This window comes from Planctomycetota bacterium, assembly GCA_039819165.1.
Taxonomy (GTDB): Bacteria; Planctomycetota; Phycisphaerae; order Phycisphaerales; family UBA1924; genus JAHCJI01.
In genome coordinates, this window is the sequence record JBCBSM010000001.1 from 2451691 (window position 1) to 2467678 (window position 15988).

The window sequence follows — 15988 nt, forward strand, 5'->3', positions numbered from 1 at the left end:
GCGGCGGTTGGATCAATTGCTGTTCTGGGGCTTCCTGCTGCTGGGGGCGGCCGCCTTGCTGGGCGTGATGGAGCTCCTGATTCCCTCGGCCGGGGTCATCGGCATCGTCGCGGTGGCCGTCGCGGTGGCGGGGGTGGTGTGCCTGTTCATCGCGGATACGGCGTGGGGCGTGGTGGGCACGGCGATCGTGCTGGTCGCGGGCCCGGTGGGCACGTGGTACGGCTTCAAGATCCTGCCGTACACGCCGATGGGCCGCGGGCTGATCCTGTCGGACCGCGACCCGGAGGACGACGAGGAGGGACCGCCCGAGTCGCCCGTTGCGGCTCGGCTGGCGCTGGTGGGGCAGGAGGGCGAGGTGCTGACCGACCTGCGGCCGGTGGGCGTGGTGCTGCTGGAGGGCACGCGTCTGGATGCGGTGGCCGAGACGGGGTACATCCCGGCGGGCTCGCGGGTGCGGGTGGTGGCGGCGGATGGGCTGCAGCTGACGGTCCGGCTGGCCGACTCGGGCGGGTCGCGGCCATCCCGGGCGTGATGGCGTAGGGCGCGGCGGCGCTTATAGTCGTGGCGAACCGCCGGCGTGGCGTCGGCGGTGGGCTTGGAGGTGTAGCGATGCCAAACTGGGTCTGGTTCGCCGGCGGCGGCGTGCTTCTCGTCGTCCTGCTGATCATCGTGGCGATCATGGGCCGGTTCATCAAGATCTGGATCCAGGCGTTGGTGTCGGGCGCCCGGGTGAGCTTCTCGGCGCTGATCGGCATGTGGCTGCGGAAGGTGGACATGAACATCATCGTCTTCAGCCGCATCCGCGCGGTGAAGGCGAACCTGAACATCTCGACGGACCAGCTCGAGCAGCACTACTTGGCGGGTGGTCGCGTGCCCAACGTCATCAGCGCGATGATCGCGGCGAGCAACGCACGGATCGACCTGCCGTGGAACGTGGCGACGGCGATCGACCTGGCGGGCCGCGACATCCTCGACGCGGTGAACACCAGCGTGAACCCCAAGGTCATCGACTGCCCGGGCCCGAACCAGCCGCGGCCGACGATCGATGCCGTCGCCCAGGACGGCATCCAGCTCAAGGCCAAGGCCCGCGTGACGGTGCGGACGAATCTGGCGCGCCTGGTCGGTGGTGCGACCGAGGAGACGATCATCGCCCGCGTGGGCGAGGGCATCGTGACGACCATCGGCTCGGCGCAGGACCACAAGGCCGTGCTCCAGGATCCCGACAACATCTCCAAGGTGGTGATGGAGAAGGGGCTGGATGCGGGGACGGCCTTCGAGATCCTGTCGATCGACATCGCCGACATCGACGTGGGCGACAACATCGGCGCCAAGCTTCAGACGGACCAGGCCGAGGCGGACAAGAAGCGGGCCCAGGCCGAGGCCGAGAAGCGGCGTGCGATGGCCGTGGCGGCCGAGCAGGAGTACAGCGCCGAGGCGCAGAAGAACAAGGCACTCGTGGTGCTGGCCGAGGCGGAGGTGCCCAAGGCGATGGCCGAGGCCTTCCGCAGCGGCAACCTGGGCATCATGGACTACTACCGGATGCGGAACATCCAGGCCGACACGGCGATGCGCGGCTCGATCGCGGGCGAGGACAACGGCGAGCGCAGGGAGAGCGACCCGACGCGGTAGATCGCGCGGCCGCTGTGGCTCGCGTCGCCGCGGCCTAGCCGGGCCCCGCGGCGTTCCCATCTTCTTGCAGATCTAGGTCGATCGGCGTCGTCGTCTCGAGGATCTGCTCGAGGCGGGCGGCCATCAGCCGGGCGAGGCCCTCGTCGAGCGGGGCGGTCATTGCAAGGTCGATGCGGGCGGTGCCGAGGCGATCCTGGACGGCGTCCGATGCGCGGGTGAGGCGGACGGTGCCGGCGTCGAGCGTGCCGGGCAGCGGGTCGCGTCCGGGGCGGCCGCGTGGGCGGAACAGGCCCGCGCCGCCGTAGACGGCGATCGAGCCCCGATTGACCACGACGTGCTGGACGACCGCGTTGGCGGCGCGGCTGGACTGGGGCGTGCGGCCCCGGATGGGGCGGGTGAACATCCGCACGCGGGTGATCTGGCCCGTGATTTCGTCCAGCGGCGTCGCGGGATCGAGCTGGGCGATGCCGAAGTCGGTCGCGAAAAGCTCGGCGGAGCTCTCGTCGCCGTGGCGGTAGGCGAGCAACGCTGGGGCGTACTCGAGGGTCTGCCGCTGGCTGTCGTCGCGGCTGGGGCCGTCGGTGGCGAGGCGGATGCGATCGGGCCCGATGCTGCAGCCCGTGAGCGCGAGGCAGGCGGCGAGCACTAGGAGGCAGCCGCCGAGCGGGCGACGATACGTGTTTGCACGTTGATAGGTCATGGGTGCATCCGTGCGGCTGGGTCGCTCCTTGGATGTGCGTGCGGGGGCGTGTGTCGGTGGTTGCGGGCCAAATGCTGGTGCGGGTGCGGTTTGTCGAAGCCCGAGCGGCATGCGATGGTATAGATACCCATGCGAATCGCGATCCTGTCGTTGGTGGTGCTCGCGTTGGCGGCTCCGGCGGTTGCGCAGTCGGGCGTTCGGGCAAAGGCGCCCGGCTTCTCGCGCGGCGGGGTGGCCCAGAAGCTCGGCTCGCCGGGCTTCGTGGGCCGTGGGTCCTTCAACGGGGGCGTGCGGAGCCGGTCGTCCGGCGCGTCGTTCCGCACGCCGATTCGGACGAGCATCGGCGGCACGGTGGTGCGTTCGTCGGGATTCGATGGCTTCGGCCGGCGGGGCTTCACGGTGGGCGGGTCGGGGCTGCGGCTCGATGCCGATTTCGGCGACGTGGATGCCCGGCTGAGCTTCGGGGCGGGGTTGCTCGTCGGCAGCCGGCTGACCCGGAACCGTTTTATCGTGTTCCCGCGGCTCGTTGGCTTCGGCTTTGGCTCGTCCTTTGGCTATTGCGGCAGCGGCCACTTCGGCGACGGCTTCCACGAGCGTCGGCCGGTGGTCCAGGGGCCCACGGTCATCGTGATCGACCGGACCGGCGTGACGACGAACCAGCTGCCGCCGAACGACGTGGTGACGCCGCAGGCCGAGCCCGAGCCGATCCCGGATCGGGAGCTGGGCACGCTGGCGCTGCGGGCGGGGGAGTGGGCCATCGCGGCCGACGCCCTGGCGCGGCACGTGCTGGTGGAGGACGGCGACCACGCCGCCCGGCGTCTGCTGGCGGTGGCGCTGGTGCTCGACGGGCAAGTCGAGCTGGGCGTGGCGGTGCTGGCGGCGGCCTACCGCGGCGATCCGGGTCTGGCGGCCCGGCCGTTGGGCCGGGAGCTGGTGGGGTCGCTCTCGACCTGGCGGCGGGCGCAGCGGAGCGTGCAGCGATGGGCGATGTCGAAGCGGACGGCCTCGGGCTGGCTGGCGGCGATCGCGTTCACGCAGGCCGAGCTGGGGGCCCGCACGCAGCTCGACCGGCTGGAGCGGGCGCGGCGGCTGGGGCTCGACGTCGACGTGGCCGACGGGATCGAGCAGTACTACGAGGGTCTTCGGGGATCCGCGCCGAGCGGGCGGCCGGTGTCCGAGGTCGTCGCGGCGGCCGTTGGGGCTTCCGGGGGCGATTGATCGCGTCTGCCGGCTTGTCGTTCGTCTCCTTCCAGTCCTAGCATCTCGACCCTTTCGGGGTGGTGGCCCCGGAGGAACGTTGCGGGTTCTGGCTCGCGACGCACATCGCAACGCCGTACGCACCACCGCGTCGCGTGCCGCCGATTGGCCGGCGGGCGCCCCGCGGGGCTCCGGATTCGGGGCCCCGGGCGAGGGTGGGAGGTGAGGATCCATGGCCAAGCGCGAAGTCATCGACACGTTCAAGATCATGGCCCCGGGTGGCTCGGCCACTCCGGCTCCGCCGTTGGGCCCGGTGCTGGGCGCCAAGGGCGTGAATCCCGGGCAGTTCATCCAGCAGTTCAACGCGGCCACGGCGCAGCTCAACGGCAAGGTCGTGGGCTGCGTGGTGACGGTGTACAGCGATCGCTCGTTCGAGTTCGAGGTCAAGAGCTCGCCGGCGTCGGTGTTGATCAAGGAGGCCGCGGGCCTGGACAAGGGCGCCGGCACGCCGCAGACGCCGATCGGTTCGATCACCGGCGACCAGTGCCGCAAGATCGCGGAAGAGAAGATGGCGGACCTGAACGCGACGTCGATCGAGGCGGCGATGAACATCGTCGCCGGCACCGCCCGCTCCATGGGCGTGACGGTGGAGGGCTGATCGGATGGCACGAGTGAGCAAGCGTCGCCGTGGCAACCTCGAGAAGGCGCCGACCGACGAGCTGGAGCCGAAGACCGCGATCACGACGGTCAAGGGCTTCAAGGGCCCGCGGTTCGACCAGTCGGTGGAGGTGTGCATGCACCTGAACATCGACACGCGGCAGGCCGACCAGGCGCTGCGCGGCTCGGTGAGCCTGCCCAAGGGCATCGGCCAGACCAAGCGGGTGATCGCGTTCTGTCAGGAGGACGTGAAGGATGCGGCCATCGAGGCGGGCGCGATGAAGGCCGGCGGCGAGGAGCTCGTCGCCGAGATCGAGGGCGGCTGGATGGACTTCGACGTCGCGGTGGCCAGCCCCGACATGATGCGCGTTATCAGCAAGCTGGGCCGGGTGCTGGGCCCCAAGGGGCTGATGCCCAGCCCCAAGGCGGGCACGGTGACGCCCGACGTGCCGACGGCGGTCCAGGAGTACGCCGCGGGCAAGGTGGAGTACCGGGCCGATTCGGGCGGCAACATCCACGGCGTGATCGGCAAGATGAGCTTCGCCGAGGGCGACCTGCTGGAGAACTACGAGTACTTCGTGCAGGCCATCGAGAAGATCCGGCCATCGGCTGTCAAGGGCGAGTACATCAAGAAGATCACCATCAGCGGCACGATGACGCCCGGCGTCCGCGTGAAGCACGAGACGGCCGAGGCGAGCTGAGCGGCGTAGGCGACCGGGTGCCGAGCGCATCCGCCCCGCGGGAACCGAGGTGCAGATATGTCCAAGCCCGTGAAAGAGATGATGATGGCCGACTACTCGGCCAAGGTGGGCGATTACTCCGACGCGATGCTGGTGAGCATCCGCGGCTTGAGCGCCAACGACACCAACGCGCTGCGGAAGGAGCTGGCCAAGGCCGACATCTCCATCACGGTGCTGCGGAACAACGTGGCGCGGAAGGCCTTCGAGGGCACGGGGCTCGAGCCGCTAGGCGAGCTGCTGACCGGGCCCAACGCGCTGGCGTACGGGGCCGAGACGGTGGTCGAGGTCGCCCGCAAGCTGGTGGACATCGCCAAGGACCTGCCCGAGGTCGAACTGCGGGGCGCGGTGCTCGACGGCGAGCTGTTCGCGGGCGACGAGGGCTGCACGCGGCTGAGCAAGTTCCCCACGCGGGACGAGGCCATCGCCCAGGCGGTGGGGGCCATCCTGTCGGCGGGCGGCAACCTGGCGGGCGCCCTGAAGGGCCCGGCGGGCCAGATCGCCGGATGCCTGAAGGCCCTCGAGGACAAGCTGGAGAAGGGCGAGGCGATCGAGAAGATCGCCGGCTGACGAAGCGGATCATGGCCCGGGCCGCGGGAACGCGGCGGCGGGCGATTCTGGAGCTGTCGGAGGCAGCGACACCCAACTGGCCCCGGGCGTGCGTGCCGTGGGGTTAAAGCGCCGAGCGGTTCGGCCCCTCTTGGGTGCGTGGGCTTCGACCAAGACCGAATGGACGTGCGACGATGAGCGACGAAGGCGGCACCGCGACCAAGACGTTCGACGACAAGATCACCAAGATGGGCGACGAGATCGTCGGCCTGAGCCTGAAGGAGGCCGTCGACCTGGCGGACTACCTGAAGGAGACCTACGGCATCGAGCCGGCGGCGGGCGGCGCGGTCGTGATGGCCGGCCCGGCCGACGGCGGCGGCGGCGCAGCCGAGGAAGAGAAGACCGAGTTCGACGTCGTGCTCAAGAGCGACGGCGGCAACAAGATCCCGGTCATCAAGGTCGTCCGCGAGGCCACGGGCCTGGGCCTGAAGGAGGCCAAGGGCATGGTCGACACCCTGCCGGCCAAGGTGAAGGAGGGCCTTCCCAAGGAGGAGGCCGAGGCCCTGGCCGAGAAGCTCAAGGAAGCCGGCGCCGAGGTCGAGGTCGCCTGATTCCGCGTCGGGCTCCCGCGTTGGTTGGGGGCCCGGCCGGGGCGTGGTCCTGGGGCGCGGTCCTGGGTGGTGGAGCGGGCCGGGATCGCCGGCCTGCGGGCCGGTGGCGGAGCCCGATTCCTGGGCGGCGGCCGGCTTATTGGGAAGACTGGGTCAATTGGCTAGCGAGTCGGGCCGGGGTTGTCAAGCAAAATCCGCCGGACTACAGTATCAATTGCGTCATGGAACGAGACGGGCTGGCGGCGATCCGAACAGCACGAGGTAGGCTCTGAGGACCCCCGCGGCCGCAACGGCGGGCGGGCGCGGTCCCTTCACCATCGCGAGGTGATCGATGGCGGCGATGAGCGTGCGCAGCTTTGCAAAACGAGGCGATCTTGCACCGGTGGGCGATCTGACGATCGTGCAGCGGCTGGCCTACGAGCGATTCCTGCAGCTCGACAAGGGGCCGGATGACCGCGACCCGACCATCGGCCTCGAGGCGTTGATGCGCGAGGTGCTGCCGATCGAGAGCTACGACGGCACGATGCGGCTGATCTACGTCAACTACGACCTCGACGAGGCGCGATACACCGTCGACGAGTGCCAGGAGTTGCGGCTGACGTACGGCATGCCCTTCAAGATCCGCGTGCGGCTGGAGCGCGAGGGCCGGCCCGACATGCCCGAGGAGGACATCTACCTCGGCGAGTTCCCGATCATGATCGGCGGCGGCGAGTTCATCGTGAACGGGGCAGAGCGGGTCATCGTCAGCCAGCTGCACCGCTCGCCGGGCGTGGACTTCTCCAAGAGCGAGGAGGAGACCGATCGCCCGCTGCACAGCGCTCGGATCGTGCCCGAGCGTGGTTCGTGGATCGAGATCTCGGTCAACAAGAAGGACCAGCTCGAGATGCGGATCGACCAGTCGCCCAAGATGGCGGCGACGACGTTCCTGCGGTGCCTCGATCCGTCGGTCGCCAAGACCGAGGATCTGCTGAGCCTGTTCTACGAGATCAGCGACGTCAAGACGAACGCGCTGCACGAGGAGGACTTCGCGGCGGCGCCGATCGTCGATACCGAGTCGGGCGAGATCCTGGTCGATACGGGCTTCGCGATCGGTGCGGAGAACCTCGAGAAGATCCAGGCGTCGAGCCTCAAGACCGCCCGGGTGATCCAGAATCCGTCGGATGCGCTGATCCTCAACACGGTGGCGGCGGAGAACCTGCGTCGGATCGCCGAGGACTTCGGCATCGAGGATCCCCACGAGCAGGCGATGCTCAAGCTGTACACCAAGCTGCGTCCGGGCAACCCGCCGCAGGTCGAGAAGGCCCGGCAGCTGTTCGTCGAGAAGTTCTTCGACGACAGCCGGTACCGCATCGGCCGAGTGGGCCGCTTCCGCATCAACCGCAAGTTCGGCTTCGAGGATTCGGTCGATAGCAACTTCATCCGCGCCCAGGACCTGCTGCGGATCATCCAGTACCTGCTGGACCTGCGGAGCAACCGGCTGGACCCCGAGACCGAGCAGCCCGTCGCCGTCACCGACGACATCGATCACCTGGGCAACCGCCGGCTTCGGACGATGGACGAGCTGGCGGTCGACGAGATCCGCAAGGGCTTCCTGAAGCTGAAGCGGACCGTCCAGGAGCGGATGAGCGTCAAGGATCCCGACGAGCTGACCAAGATTGCCGATCTGGTCAACAGCAAGAGCATCAGCAGCGCGATCGACTTCTTCTTTGGTCGCAGCGAGCTGAGCCAGGTGGTCGACCAGACCAACCCGGTCTCGACGCTGGTGCACGAGCGGTGCCTCAGTGCGCTGGGCCCGGGCGGCCTGAACCGCAAGCGGGCGGGCTTCGAGGTCCGCGACGTGCACATCAGCCACTACGGGCGGATCTGTCCGATCGAGACGCCCGAGGGCACGAACATCGGTCTGATCGCCCGCATGGCGATCTACTCGTCGATCGACGACTACGGCTTCTTGAGGACGGCCTACCGCGTCGCCAAGAACGGCAAGTCGACCGAGGAGGTCGTGCACCTGCGGGCCGACGAGGAGATGCGGGCGGTGCTGGCGCCGGCGGACGCGCTCGATCCCTCGGGTGCGTTCAAGGGCGGGACGGTGCTGGCCCGCGTCGGCGGCGAGCTGGCCGAAGTCGGCGCGGACACGGTCGAGTACATCGACATCTCGCCCAAGCAGATCGTGGGCATCTCGGCGGCGTTGATCCCGTTCCTCGAGCACGACGACGCCAACCGGGCGTTGATGGGCTCGAACATGCAGCGGCAGGCGGTGCCGCTGATCAAGCTGGATCCGCCGTGCGTGGCAACGGGCATGGAGAAGCCCGTCGGCTACAACTCGGGCATGACGATCAAGGCGCGGCAGGGCGGCGTGGTGACGCACGTCGACGCCGAGCGGATCATCATCGACAACAGCGACGAGTACGAGCTCCGCAAGTTCCGCGGCATGAACGAGCGGACGTGCATGAACCAGAAGCCGGTGGTCCGCCCGGGCGACGTGGTGGAGCAGGGGCAGGTCATCGCCGATGGGCCGGCGATCAAGGACGGCCAGCTGGCGATCGGCAAGAACGCGCTCGTGGCGTTCAACACCTTCGACGGGTACAACTTCGAGGACGCGATCGTCATCAGCGAGCGGATCGTGAAGGACGACGTGTTCACGTCGATCCACATCGACAGCTTCGACGTGGAGATCCGCGACACCAAGCTTGGCCGCGAGGAGTTCACCCGCGATATTCCGAACGTCAGCGAGAAGGCGCTGCGGAACCTCGACGAGGACGGCATCATCCGCGTGGGTGCGCGGGTGGGCCCGGGCGACATCCTGGTCGGCAAGGTCAGCCCGAAGAGCAAGACCGAGCTGACGCCCGAGGAGAAGCTGCTGCACGCGATCTTCGGCCGCGCGGGCGAGGACGTAAAGAACGACTCGCTCGAGGTGCCCAGCGGCGTCGACGGCATGGTCATCGGCGCCAAGAAGTTCAGCCGCCGGCTGCACATGAACGAGGAGCAGAAGAAGCAGCTCAAGCAGCAGATCGCCGAGTACGAGGCGGCGCAGGACGCCAAGGCGATCGAGATCTTCGGCGAGATGATCGAGGCGATCAACGACGCGACCGGCACGGAGCTGGTCGATCCCAACACGCGGCAGAAGGTGGCGGCCAGCGACATCCCGGAGGTCGTGCTCGAGCAGATCAAGACCTTCGAGCTGGGCTGGGTGAAGGGCAACAAGGAGGCCCGCGAAGAGGCCGAGATCAGCTACAAGCAGTTCTGGCCGCGGATCGAGGCCATCGAGAAGGAGAAGCAGCGTCGCGTCGCGCACATGAAGCGGGGCGACGAGCTGCCGGCGGGCGTGCTGGAGATGGTCAAGGTCTACGTGGCGACCAAGCGGCCGCTGAGCGTGGGCGACAAGATGGCCGGCCGGCACGGCAACAAGGGCGTGATCGCCCGCATCGTGCCCGTCGAGGAGATGCCGTTCATGGAGGACGGCACGCCGGTGGACGTGATGCTCAACCCGCTGGGCGTGCCCAGCCGGATGAACGTGGGCCAGATCCTCGAGCTGCACCTGGGCTGGGCGGCGCAGGTGCTGGGCTTCCAGGCGGTGACGCCGGTGTTCGATGGCGCGACCGAGGACGAGATCCACGCGGCCATCGAGGAGGCCAACACCTACGTCGAGGACCGCTGGGCGAAGCTCGAGGAGGAGGGCGGCCACCCGCACCACCGCGAGCTGCTCGCGCGGATGCCCAAGGGCGGCAAGATCCAGCTCTACGACGGCCGCACGGGCGAGCCGTTCCAGCAGCGGACATCGGTGGGCTTCATGTACATGCTGAAGCTGCACCACCTGGTGGACGACAAGATCCACGCCCGGGCGACGGGACCGTACTCGCTGATCACCCAGCAGCCGCTGGGCGGCAAGAGCCGCACGGGCGGCCAGCGTTTCGGCGAGATGGAGGTGTGGGCGCTCGAGGCGTACGGCGCCAGCTACATCCTGCAGGAGCTTCTGACGGTGAAGTCCGACGACGTGGAGGGCCGCACCAAGATCTACGAGAGCATGGTCAAGGGCACGCACAAGCTCGAGGCCGGCATGCCGATCGCGTTCGACGTGCTGTGCAACGAGCTGCGGGGCCTGGGCATGAACATCACGCTGGAGAAGCGGCAGACGGAGCTCGGCAGCCTGCTGTAGCTCGTCGATTGCGCGGCAGGGTCGTCGAATGGGATTGGCCAGGATATTGCAGCACATCTGGAACCATCCGATGAACGAGGGCGGCCGCGTGGCGGCGGTGGGCCGCTTTGCGCGATGGCAGCTGGGCTCGCGGCTGCTCGGCCAGCCGTGCCTGCTGCCCTTCGCAACCGACGGCGTGCTGGTCACCAGCCGCGGGGATACCGGCGCAACGGGCAACTACTACTGCGGCGTGCACGAGTACCCGGACATGCCCTTCGTGGCGCACGCCCTGGAGCCGGGCGACCTGTTCGTGGACGCGGGCGCCAACGTCGGGGCGTACACGGTGCTGGCGGGTGCGGTGGCGGGTGCGGACGTCGTGTCGTGCGAGCCCGTGCCGTCGACGTTCTCGAAGCTGCAGCGGAACGTGGCGGCCAACATGCTGCAGGATCGCGTGACCGCGTGCCACACGGCCGTGGGCCGCAAGCCGGGCGAGTGCCGGATGACGTCGGGCCGCGACGCGATGAACCACGTCGTTGCGGAGGGCGAGGCGGCGTCGGACGTGGTGACGGTGCCGGTCTCGCGCATCGACGACCTGGTGCCGGCGGGCCGCGCACGCATGATGAAGATGGACGTCGAGGGCTTCGAGAGGGAGGCCCTCGCGGGCGCCGAGCGGCTGCTGTCCGAGGCGTCGCTGCTCGCGGTGCTCATCGAGATGAACGGCGCAGGTCGTCGGTACGGCGTGGAAGATGCCGAGCTGGATGAGACGCTGCGGAAGGCGGGGCTCGCCCCCGCCACGTACGACCCGGTGGAGCGGGCGTTGACGCCGGCGTCGACGTTCGGCAGCCGGGGCAACACGCTGTACGTGCGCGAGTCGGAGGAACTGGCCGAGCGGCTCCGTCGCTCGGAGCCGCTGCGGGCCTTCGGGCGTGCGGTGTAGCGGGCTTGCCGGAGGAGCATGGAGCGTGCCACGCCGTGGGTGAATCCGCCGCCGCCAGCTTCGACCGGGCGGTCCTCGAGGCCGCCGACGCCTGGCTGAAGGATCGCCGGCCGCGGATGCCGCGGGGCGTGGGCGTGACGAAGGTCACGCGGCCGCAGGGTGGCGGCCCGATCACGGTGGTGGTCGGCTGGACGTGGGGCCTGGGCGGGCCGGTGGACATCGGGGCCGAGCTGGATGGGCTCGGCCGACATCTGAGCGACGCGTTCCGCGATTCTGGGTGCTTCACGGGCATCCGCGTCGCGGTGGACGAGGGCCTGCTCGCGCGCGAGCGGGCGGCAGACGGGGCCCGGCAGCGGGCCGACGACATCGACACTGCAGCCGCACGCGGCTGAGGGGGTCCGAGCATGGCCGAAACCGTGTACGACCGCATCAACGACTTCACGGCCGTCAAGGTGACGCTGGCGTCGCCCAACGACATCCGGGCGTGGTCCTACGGCGAGGTGAAGAAGCCCGAGACGATCAACTACCGCACGTACCGGCCCGAGAAGGACGGCCTGTTCTGCGAGCGGATCTTCGGCCCGGAGCGCGATTACGAGTGCGCGTGCGGCAAGTACCGGGGCGTGAAGTACAAGGGCATCATCTGCGATCGCTGCGGCGTGAAGGTGACGCACAGCCGTGTTCGCCGCAAGCGGATGGGGCACATCAACCTCGCGTCGCCGGTGGTGCACATCTGGTTCTTCAAGAGCATGCCCAGCCGGCTGGGCACGCTGCTCGGGCTGAAGACGACCGAGCTCGAGCGGGTGATCTATTACCAGGACTACGTGATCATCGAGGCCGAGCCCGGGCTGGAGCTCGAGGACGGCACGAAGATCGAGCCCCGCACCATCATCACCGAGGAGAAGTACCGGGCGGCGGCGAGCCAGTTCGGCAACGCCTTCCGGGCGATGATGGGCGCCGAGGCGATGCGGGAGCTGATCGATCGGCTGGACCTCGACGAGATCGCCGGGCAGCTTCGGCAGGAGCTCCGCGAGACGCGGAGCAAGCAGAAGATCAAGGACCTGGCCAAGCGGCTCAAGCTCGTCGAGAACATCCGCAAGAGCGAGAACGATCCGTCGTGGCTGGTGATGGACGTGATCCCGGTGATCCCGCCGGACCTGCGTCCGCTGGTGCTGCTGGAGAGCGGCAACTTCGCGACCAGCGACCTGAACGACCTGTACCGGCGGATCATCAACCGCAACAACCGCCTCAAGAAGCTGATGGACCTCAACGCGCCGGAGGTCATCATCCGCAACGAGAAGCGGATGCTGCAGCAGGCGGTGGACAACCTGTTCGACAATGCCCGCTGCCGGCGGCCGGTCGTGGGTTCGAGCAACCGCACGCTCAAGTCGCTCACCGACATGATCAAGGGCAAGCAGGGCCGCTTCCGCGAGAACCTGCTGGGCAAGCGTGTCGACTACTCGGCCCGGTCGGTCATCGTCGTGGGTCCGGAGCTGAAGCTGTGGCAGTGCGGCCTGCCCAAGAAGATCGCGCTGGAGCTGTACCAGCCGTTCATCATCCGCAAGCTGCGGGAGCACGGCTACGCCGACACGATCAAGAGCGCCAAGCGGATGCTCGAGCGTCGCGACGCCGAGGTGTGGGACATCCTCGAGGAGGTCATCGACCAGCACCCGGTGCTGCTGAATCGCGCCCCGACGCTGCACCGCATGGGCATCCAGGCCTTCGAGCCGGTGCTCGTGGAGGGCAACGCCATCAAGGTGCATCCGCTGGTGTGCACGGGGTTCAACGCCGACTTCGACGGCGACCAGATGGCGGTGCACCTGCCGCTGAGCGTGGAGGCGCAGGCCGAGGCGCACGTGCTGATGCTCAGCACGCACAACATCTTCAGCCCGGCGAACGGCGACCCGATCATCTCGCCCAGCCAGGACATCGTGCTGGGCGTGTACTTCATCACGCTGATCGATCCGGCGCCTGTGACCGACGAGACCGAGCTGCCGGTCTTCAAGGACCGCAAGGAGGCGATCCTCGCCTACGAGCACGGCAAGATCGGGCTGCACACGCGGATCAAGGTCCGGCTGGATGGCTTCGACGCGGTCGTCAACCAGGAGAAGGGCGCCGTCGAGAAGCTGCCCGAGAACAAGCGTGCGGTGACGACGGTCGGCCGCTGCCTGTTCAGCGAGATCCTCGAGCCGGGCATGGCGTTCTACAACTGCTCGCTGGGCAAGAAGGGCTGCGCCCGCGTGGTCGATGACGTGTTCGGCGTGGCCGGCAAGCCCGCGACGATCGACCTGCTGGATCGGCTGAAGGAGATCGGCTTCAAGCGGTCGACGATCGCGGGGCTGAGCTTCGGCGTGACCGACCTGCGGGTGCCGGCGGCGAAGGTGGACCACCTGGCCGAGGCGCAGAAGAAGGTCGATCGCGTCGAGAAGAACTACGACCGGGGCATCATCACCGAGCGCGAGCGGTACAACCAGCTGCTGGACATCTGGGCCAACTGCCGCGAGAAGGTGACCAAGAGCCTGATCGAGACGCTCAAGAACGATCGGCGGACCGACGACGGCGAGTACCTGCCGATCGACGACAAGGACGCGCAGCGGTACATGAACCCCGTGTACCTGATGAGCGATTCGGGCGCCCGCGGCAACGTGAGCCAGATGATGCAGCTGGCGGGCATGCGTGGCCTGATGGCCAAGCCCAGCGGCGAGATCATCGAGACGCCCATCCGCGCCAACTTCCGCGAGGGGCTGAGCGTGCTGGAGTACTTCAGCTCCACGCACGGTGCCCGCAAGGGCCTGGCCGACACCGCGCTCAAGACCGCCGACTCGGGCTACCTGACCCGCAAGCTGTGCGACGTGGCGCAGTCGGTGATCATCGGCGAGAAGGACTGCGGCAGCCGCCGCGGCATCCCGAAGCGTGCCATCTACAAGGGCGAGCAGGTCGACGTGCACCTGAGCGAGCAGATCGTCGGCCGCGTGAGCGTGCACACGATCAACGACCCGGTGACTGACGAGCCGATCGTTCGGACCAACGAGATGATCAGCGAGGAGGCGGCCCAGCGGGTCGAGGACCTGGGCATCAACGAGGTGATGGTCCGCAGCCCGCTGACCAGCGAGAGCCGCAGTGGCTGCTCGGCGCTGGATTACGGCATGGACATGTCGACGGGCAAGATGGTCGAGGACGGCATGGCGGTGGGCATCATCGCCGCCCAGTCGATCGGCGAGCCCGGCACGCAGCTGACGATGCGGACGTTCCACACGGGCGGCATCGGCACGCGTGACGTCGCCGAGAGCGAGATCCGTGCCGCGGCCGGCGGTGTGGTGGAGCTGCGGGATTGCGCCGAGGTGGAGGGCGAGGACGAGGACGGCAACACCGCGCTCATCTCGCTGAAGCGCAACGGTGAGATCGCGATTCTCGATGCCAGCGGCAAGGAGCTGGACAAGAGCAAGGTGCCCTACGGCGCGCACATCTACGTCAAGTCCGGCGAGCAGGTGAAGAAGGGCACGCCGCTGGTGCGGTGGGACCCGCACCGCACGCCGATCCTGGCCGAGAAGGGCGGCGCGGTGCAGTTCGTAGACATCGAGATCGGCCAGACGGTCCGCGAGGACGATGCCGGCTCGGGCAAGAAGGCGCTGGTGGTCATCGAGCACAAGGGCAGCCGCAGCCCGCAGATCAACGTGGTGGACGAGAGCGGGCAGATCCTCGACTTTCACTACCTACCGGCGAAGGCCCGCATCGAGGTGGAGGACGGCCAGCAGATCAAGGCCGGCCAGATGATCGCCCGCCAGCCGCGGCAGGCCGAGCGGAGCCAGGACATCGTCGGCGGCCTGCCCCGCGTGACGGAGATCTTCGAGGCCCGCAAGCCCAAGGACCCGGCGTTCATGGCCGAGATCTCGGGCCGGGTGGAGATCTACTCCGACAAGCGGAAGGGCAAGATCACGATCCGCGTGGTGAGCGACTCGGGCATCGAGAAGGACCACCACGTGCCCCGCGACAAGCAGCTCCGCGTGCACACGGGCGACACCGTGACGGCGGGCGACCAGCTGACCGAGGGGCCGCTGGATCCGAAGGACATCCTGCGGATCAAGGGCGAGGAAGCGGTCTGGCTCTACATGATCGAGGAGGTCCAGAACGTCTACCGGGCGCAGGGCGTGAAGATCAACGACAAGCACATCGAGCTGATCCTCAGCCAGATGATGCGCAAGGTGCAGGTGCAGAACGCCGGCGACACCGAGCTGCTGCCGCAGGAGGTCGTCGATCGGTTCATCTTCCGCCAGCAGAACAACGAGATCCTGAACATGGGCCGCGTGGTGGAGGCGGGCGACACCGACCTCCGCGTCGGGCAGATGTACCACAAGGACGAGATCCGCGAGGCGAACGCGCGGGCCGAGGCCGAGGGCAAGGAGGCCGCCAAGGCCAAGAAGCCCAAGCCCGCGGTCGGCCGGACGCTGCTCCTGGGCATCACCAAGGCCAGCCTGCAGAGCGAGAGCTTCCTGTCGGGCGCCTCGTTCCAGGAGACGACCAAGGTGCTGACCGAGGCGGCCCTCAAGGGCGCGCAGGACCACCTGGTGGGCCTCAAGGAGAACGTGCTGCTGGGCCACCTGATCCCGGCGGGCACGGGCTTCCGCCCCTACCAGGACATCCGCGTGAAGCCGCTGGTGCAGCTGGCGCCCGTGGGCGTCGACGAGGCGGAGTTCGAGGATGGCGACGCCGCCCCGCCGGAGCTGGCCAACGGCGACGCCGGCGTCGACGTGATCCCGCAGGTCGAGGTCAAGGACTTCGTGATCGGCGAGGCGGCCGAGCAGGGCTCGCGCGAGTAGGTCGACGCGACGAGTCGGAGCACGA

12 protein-coding genes are annotated in these 15988 nt (G+C 68.5%); 11 read left to right on the top strand and 1 reads right to left on the bottom strand.

Features of this window, described 5'->3' with window-relative positions:
- Positions 1-7: 7 nt before the first annotated feature.
- The gene (locus tag AAFX79_10745) at positions 8-532 is read left to right on the top strand and encodes an NfeD family protein (protein ID MEO1009038.1); all 525 of its coding nucleotides are present in this window, start codon (positions 8-10) and stop codon (positions 530-532) included.
- Between the two features lie 77 nt (positions 533-609).
- Positions 610-1629 carry a flotillin-like protein FloA gene (gene floA, locus AAFX79_10750; GenBank protein ID MEO1009039.1) on the top strand — a complete coding sequence of 340 codons (1020 nt, stop codon included), beginning with the start codon at positions 610-612 and terminating at the stop codon, positions 1627-1629.
- A 34-nt stretch (positions 1630-1663) separates the two neighbouring features.
- On the opposite strand, the gene AAFX79_10755 is transcribed toward floA, so the two are convergent.
- On the bottom strand, positions 1664-2329 hold the full coding sequence (locus tag AAFX79_10755; GenBank protein MEO1009040.1) for a hypothetical protein: 666 nt from the start codon (positions 2327-2329) through the stop codon (positions 1664-1666).
- 129 nt (positions 2330-2458) lie between these two features.
- On the opposite strand from AAFX79_10755, the gene AAFX79_10760 reads away from it, so the two are divergent.
- From AAFX79_10760 to rpoC, 9 genes are all read left to right on the top strand, one after another.
- Entirely contained in the window at positions 2459-3547 is a 1089-nt protein-coding gene (locus tag AAFX79_10760) for a hypothetical protein (GenBank protein ID MEO1009041.1), read from the top strand.
- A gap of 211 nt (positions 3548-3758) precedes the next feature.
- Positions 3759-4184, top strand: coding sequence for a 50S ribosomal protein L11 (gene rplK / locus AAFX79_10765; GenBank protein MEO1009042.1), 426 nt, complete (start codon positions 3759-3761; stop codon positions 4182-4184).
- A 4-nt stretch (positions 4185-4188) separates the two neighbouring features.
- Positions 4189-4884: a 50S ribosomal protein L1 gene (gene rplA, locus AAFX79_10770; GenBank protein MEO1009043.1), complete on the top strand. Its 696-nt coding sequence runs from the start codon at positions 4189-4191 to the stop codon at positions 4882-4884.
- 57 nt (positions 4885-4941) lie between these two features.
- A complete protein-coding gene (gene rplJ / locus AAFX79_10775; GenBank protein MEO1009044.1) occupies positions 4942-5490 on the top strand; it encodes a 50S ribosomal protein L10 in 549 nt (182 codons plus the stop codon).
- A 173-nt stretch (positions 5491-5663) separates the two neighbouring features.
- Positions 5664-6080, top strand: a complete 417-nt coding sequence (rplL, locus tag AAFX79_10780) for a 50S ribosomal protein L7/L12 (protein MEO1009045.1) — start codon at positions 5664-5666, stop codon at positions 6078-6080.
- Between the two features lie 340 nt (positions 6081-6420).
- The gene (rpoB, locus tag AAFX79_10785) at positions 6421-10233 is read left to right on the top strand and encodes a DNA-directed RNA polymerase subunit beta (protein MEO1009046.1); all 3813 of its coding nucleotides are present in this window, start codon (positions 6421-6423) and stop codon (positions 10231-10233) included.
- A gap of 70 nt (positions 10234-10303) precedes the next feature.
- On the top strand, positions 10304-11149 hold the full coding sequence (locus AAFX79_10790; protein ID MEO1009047.1) for an FkbM family methyltransferase: 846 nt from the start codon (positions 10304-10306) through the stop codon (positions 11147-11149).
- A gap of 35 nt (positions 11150-11184) precedes the next feature.
- Entirely contained in the window at positions 11185-11541 is a 357-nt protein-coding gene (locus AAFX79_10795; GenBank protein MEO1009048.1) for a hypothetical protein, read from the top strand.
- Positions 11542-11553: 12 nt separating this feature from the next.
- A complete protein-coding gene (rpoC, locus tag AAFX79_10800) occupies positions 11554-15963 on the top strand; it encodes a DNA-directed RNA polymerase subunit beta' (GenBank protein MEO1009049.1) in 4410 nt (1469 codons plus the stop codon).
- Positions 15964-15988 lie beyond the last annotated feature (25 nt).